At 49.3% G+C, this 4840-nt stretch carries 5 protein-coding genes; all 5 read right to left on the reverse strand.

The features are described 5' to 3' along the window. The coding region (locus tag KOO63_12430; protein ID MBU8922616.1) for a hypothetical protein at window positions 1-341 on the reverse strand (341 nt) is incomplete at its 3' end. A gap of 37 nt (window positions 342-378) precedes the next feature. Then, complete coding sequence (locus tag KOO63_12435) at window positions 379-1611, reverse strand: hypothetical protein (protein ID MBU8922617.1); 1233 nt, start codon at window positions 1609-1611, stop codon at window positions 379-381. A gap of 83 nt (window positions 1612-1694) precedes the next feature. Next, window positions 1695-3449, reverse strand: a complete 1755-nt coding sequence (locus KOO63_12440) for a hypothetical protein (GenBank protein ID MBU8922618.1) — start codon at window positions 3447-3449, stop codon at window positions 1695-1697. Next, window positions 3442-3693 carry a hypothetical protein gene (locus KOO63_12445; GenBank protein MBU8922619.1) on the reverse strand — a complete coding sequence of 84 codons (252 nt, stop codon included), beginning with the start codon at window positions 3691-3693 and terminating at the stop codon, window positions 3442-3444. Before KOO63_12445 ends, KOO63_12440 begins: the two co-directional genes overlap by 8 nt. Window positions 3694-3701: 8 nt before the next feature. Next, the gene (locus tag KOO63_12450) at window positions 3702-4445 is read right to left on the reverse strand and encodes a hypothetical protein (GenBank protein ID MBU8922620.1); all 744 of its coding nucleotides are present in this window, start codon (window positions 4443-4445) and stop codon (window positions 3702-3704) included. Window positions 4446-4840 lie beyond the last annotated feature (395 nt).

Genomic DNA, 4840 nt, shown 5'->3' on the forward strand with positions numbered 1-4840 from the left:
CTGTAGCGGTCCATACGAATCAATGCAACACCGGCTCCTGCTAACGCGACGCATTCGACACCAGAAGCAATTGCTTGCGTTCCGCCGCCGACGCCCGTGTCGGTGCTCAACGTAAAGGTGGTGGTCTCAGGTGCACCAATGTACGTCACATCTTCCGAATCCGGAGTGATGTAGTACGCCAAAAATGTACCCAAATCTGACACGTCGGTCGTAGCTGTGGCGATGAACGCTTGAAGGCGTCCAGCTGGAGATTCCGTAAACTTCAGAACAGATCCCTGCTCCATTGTCTCTCCAGCGATCACCGATAGTGCGACAAACTTATCACTGGCTGGGTGTATCATAATAAAACTCCTTAATTAGGTGATTCCGTTAGTCTGATTATCGAATGAATTGACTGAGGCCGGAAGGCTTATCACCAGTGCCCGAAGCGGGAATGGTACCTTCTTCTTCAGTTTTCTTCACGTAATCCACACTGTCGGCCACTGATAGAGCAAAGGACTGTTTCATAAGCTCCCACTGCTCGTCACTTGCTTCCTTCAATGCAGAAAGAAGCGCTTCTTTTTCCGGGTGCTCTTCAAGATTCTTCATAACCACGGGCGGCAACTCGGCTAGGCGCTCAGCAAGCTGTGCGGCTTTAGCGGCTTCGACCTTTTCAGATTCAAAACCAGCAAGTTGTTCGTTCGACGTAGCAAGATCACCCTCTAGCCCCTCGATTGTATCGGAGGCAGACTGCAGAGCTACTTCTAACTCCACTATTTTTGCTGTCGATTCCGCAGCTGCGGCTTCCAGATCTGAGATCGTAGTGACTTGCGTCTCTACGGTACTCAAAGCCTTCAACGTTGCAGCTTCAGCAGCATCTAGCTTTGTTTGCAGCTCCTGAATGTTCTCTTCCATAATATGCTCCTCTTTTTCGGAAGCTGCAGTGAGAACATTGTCCTCCACAGCTTCGACTGATTCGTTCGTCTGTGACGCTCGCTCTGCTGGAGCGGCTAGCTCCTCCGCAGGCTCTTCAGACGCAACTGCTCGTGCTCTCGGATCGGCGGGTGGCACATCTAACAAGCTCGTCGTAACGAATACGGGATTATGCAACACCACGGATTCTTTACCTTCTGCTTCTGGATGCGTCTCTAAAAATTCCACAGATTCTGCTTTAGCCGACATCGAAACAGGAACTGATCCGTTTCTCTGCATCTCTGCTAAAACATAGTCAGCCACTTCAGGAAAGCGCCATGCCCAAACGGCACCATTAGCAAGAATCCCCCACTTTTCCGCTGACGCGTCATATGCGAAGGATGTCTTATACCAAAATCCTCTGGGTTCGAAATCATGATTAAAATCAATCATGCCTGCATGCGGTGGCGCGAATAATCCCTGCGCCACTCGGGTGCTAAGTTCTTCTTTTATGAAGACTTGACCGTTGTTATTACGTCCCTCATGAACGATCCACGATGTCAATAACAACATACGCGGTTTTCCGTTCACGGTTGGGTCGTTGGCTGCGAGCTCGAAGCCCTGTGTTTCTAGACTAGCTTGAACTTCGTCGTACTCGTCCTCCAAAACCTCACGTGCAGAGGCCGTCACTACGTACTCGAAAAGGTCTTCATCTTTCATCTAATACTCCTTTAAGCTACGTGTATGAGGGTCCTCTTAAATTAAGTCCTTTTATGAGAAGGTTTTACGCAACATCCCACTACTTATGCCTTGATATCTTTACGTTCACGGTCTCTTTCGGGTCCAGTTTTCTTTGGATTGCCTTTACTAGACGGTTTACCTGGTTGTTTCCCTGGTTCCGTACCTTGATTGCCGCCAGGGCCACCGGGTTGCAGAATTGGAGCCGCAAACAACTCTTCGTCTGGCTCTTCTTCCATCTTCCGGGCCTTCTCCACCGCATACTCCTTGCCGAGCTCTTCGATCATAGTCTGACGACTAACTAAGCCGCGGTCATACGCTTGGATGAAAATCTTAGAGTTGGCTTCTGTGTCAGCCAATAGGTTATGTGAAAACTGCCACACCAGGTTTACGTCTTTGAAGTTGTTCTGTTCTGCGATCCGCTGGCCTAGCTGGGAGAGTGCTTGTGCGAACTCTTCTTGCAGCTCCGCCGCTACGGCGCCGAGTGCCACAAAACCAGCCCATGCTACCGCGTTTCCACCTTCTGCACTACCTGTCAACAACGGATCAGGCACACCAGTGGCCAGCTTTACATTAGAACCGGCTCTAGCTTGGCGGTTGTCTGTGTCCAATACAGCGTCGTGAGCACCAATATCTGTAGTGCTTATGTCATGTCCGGCCCACAGGACCATCATATTTGGGCCCACGTCACGGACCAGATTGGCGAACACGTTAACACGTTTCTGAGCTACTGCCAAGTTGTGATAGGCAGAATCAGGATTCTCATCTCCGATCTTGATCACTAACATACGATTGATCAGTGAGTCGATCGTAACAAAGTCTAATGATTTCAACGCACGCGAGTATGCTAAGTCAGTCAGCGCCGGTTCGACGTCAGAGTGTCCGTATGGCTCTGGATCGGTACCGGCATGCTTAATATGCATCAGCAGAGCAGGATCTAGCAAAGCCCTACGATCCTTCTTCAACTGCGAAAGGATGTCCGAGCTCACTACTCTGTTGATCAGTTTCTTCACATTCGGATCAGTAGGTGACGTCAAAGCTCGTACCTTGTCTGACGACGGTTCCCAGTAATATAGCTCCACGCCCATCGACTCAAAGTCTTCTGATATAACGACTTCGGCCGCAGGTAGAGCTTGCATGAACATAGGCAGTTTGAAAGACTTGCCAGCTAGAGGCGGAACACTGATGTTACTCCACATCTCCCGCAAGAACAGATCACCCTCGATCATGGCCTGTCTAGAACCACGGCGAATGACCTGTCTGACACCTCTTGATCCGGTGATCACTGATTCTTCTGCAGCAGAGTTGACGTGCTCGGCCCAGTAGTTTAACAACGTCAAAAGATCATCAGCAGCAGAACCTGCACTCTTCCCTCTTCCCTTTTTAGCAGCACGTACCACAAAACTACCTTCTTGTGACACCAAAGCGGCCTTCTTCTTGATAGCGTTGTTGATAGCGCCTTCGTTTCGGAAGATCTGCTGGTACAGAGCCATCTTTTGAGCTCGTGTCAAGCCTCCGGTAGCTTTTAGATCTGGAACGTCTTGCAGGTATGTCTCTGCTTTGGTCGGTGTACGACTAACAGCAGCTGCCATAGCCACGACGTCACCATCTGCGTTGAATTCAGCTGCAAGTCTCGTTTCATTCGGCAGTCGTGCGATGCCCTTTGCACGTAGCACCTCTTCATATTGTGCAAGATCGCCTGTAAAAACATCTCCAGCTGGAACTGCATTACCATTACGCAGTTGCTCTTCAAATTTCTTGATAACCTCTGGTGCGCGTTCAGTGGCTTCTTGGATGTCTTCCGTAGTGACCTTACTCATCGGTCTCTTCCTCAGGTTTGATAATGGCAGCACCCAGAACGCCTAATGACAATCCTGGAAATTGCTTCGCTGCTTCTATAGCAACCGCAACACCTAGTTCCTTTGCGCACGACGTACACACAGCAAACATAGCATCTTCACCGAACTCTTCTGGCACATCTCCGAAACAACTGGCTTTTGCCAAGAACGGGCCGTCTTTTTGCATCTCTTCTAATTCTCCGCATTTGTAACATTGGAACATCATGATCCCTCCTAAAACTTTAATATGGCACCGTACGCTACAGGTTCAACGGCCAGGTCCTCACGTGCAAATAGGTTTTGAATAAACCGCAACCCGAAGCATGCATACAGAAATGCCATTAGCATATCTTTCTTGTTTTCTATCTTACGTGGGTCTCCCGGCATCACATATCGCACAGACTTTCCTGAAGGCGTTGTTTCTGCTTGAATGCGTAGCAATTGATGTTTCAGTGCCTGCACTCCCAGATACCCTACTGAGCATATATGATCAGGGTCGTTTCGATCCATCTGAGGAAGGTACGCCCCTATATACAATCGACCTACGTCCATCTGTGCCCTGCTGTATCCTACCAGCTCCTGGTTCATTATATCGGTTGTTGACAGCAACCTAAGACCGGGCCATGCTTCAGCGTCGGCTTTTAGATGGTTGAATTCGTCGTCCTCCATATCATAAATCTTTTGTGGTGGTTTCCACAGTGGATCAGGCCGTCCTGTCTCGTCGACCGGAGGTGAAGGATTCGCTAGCTCGTCTCGTACGTGTACACCACCACCCCTGGCATCCATAATCAGACCAGGGAACTCTACGGTACCTACTATGTTGTACCTACTCTTCAATTCGTAAATCAGAGTAGAAGTGTCTTGTACGGTAAGATGTTGATGTTGTTCAGCCCATATCACATTACTCCACGGGGACGCCCCAGTACTCCCATCCAGCTGATAATCACCAGCATGCCCATTGAAGAACCTCGCCGGCATACTGCCTACTCGGATTACTACCATTGATGTAAAATCAGCAGTTCGGGCAGTATCTACGCCTAATACACAAGGATCATCACATCGAAACAACACTGGAGGGAGATATCGGGTGCCTCGTTGTTGTGCATTCCATCCACGATTGTTTTCTTCGCTCTCCGTATAAATAGGACCAGTGGCGCCCTCAACTAACACTGGGGGATACACACTACCAGAAGCCCGAATAAAGACGTTACGCTGTTCAGCGTGCCAAGAGTCGGAGTCTACGATTCCTTGGTCGAGTGGGTCCTCTAGAGTCTTCTTGTTTACAGGGTAAGTGTAGATATAATCTTTCTGATCACGATCGTCCCACAACAAGTCGCGTCCTTGGCGGGCTCATGTATAGTTGACATTTTATT

It is taken from the genome of Candidatus Latescibacterota bacterium, from assembly GCA_019038625.1.
Classification (GTDB): domain Bacteria; phylum Krumholzibacteriota; class Krumholzibacteriia; order Krumholzibacteriales; family Krumholzibacteriaceae; genus JAGLYV01.

Excerpts from the sequence above, each read along its gene's own strand:
- KOO63_12440 (MBU8922618.1), bottom strand. The coding sequence starts at position 3,449 with ATGAGTAAGGTCACTACGGAAGACATCCAAGAAGCCACTGAACGCGCA.
- KOO63_12445 (MBU8922619.1), bottom strand. The coding sequence starts at position 3,693 with ATGATGTTCCAATGTTACAAATGCGGAGAATTAGAAGAGATGCAAAAA.
- KOO63_12450 (MBU8922620.1), bottom strand. The coding sequence starts at position 4,445 with ATGCCGGCGAGGTTCTTCAATGGGCATGCTGGTGATTATCAGCTGGAT.
- KOO63_12435 (MBU8922617.1), bottom strand. The coding sequence starts at position 1,611 with ATGAAAGATGAAGACCTTTTCGAGTACGTAGTGACGGCCTCTGCACGT.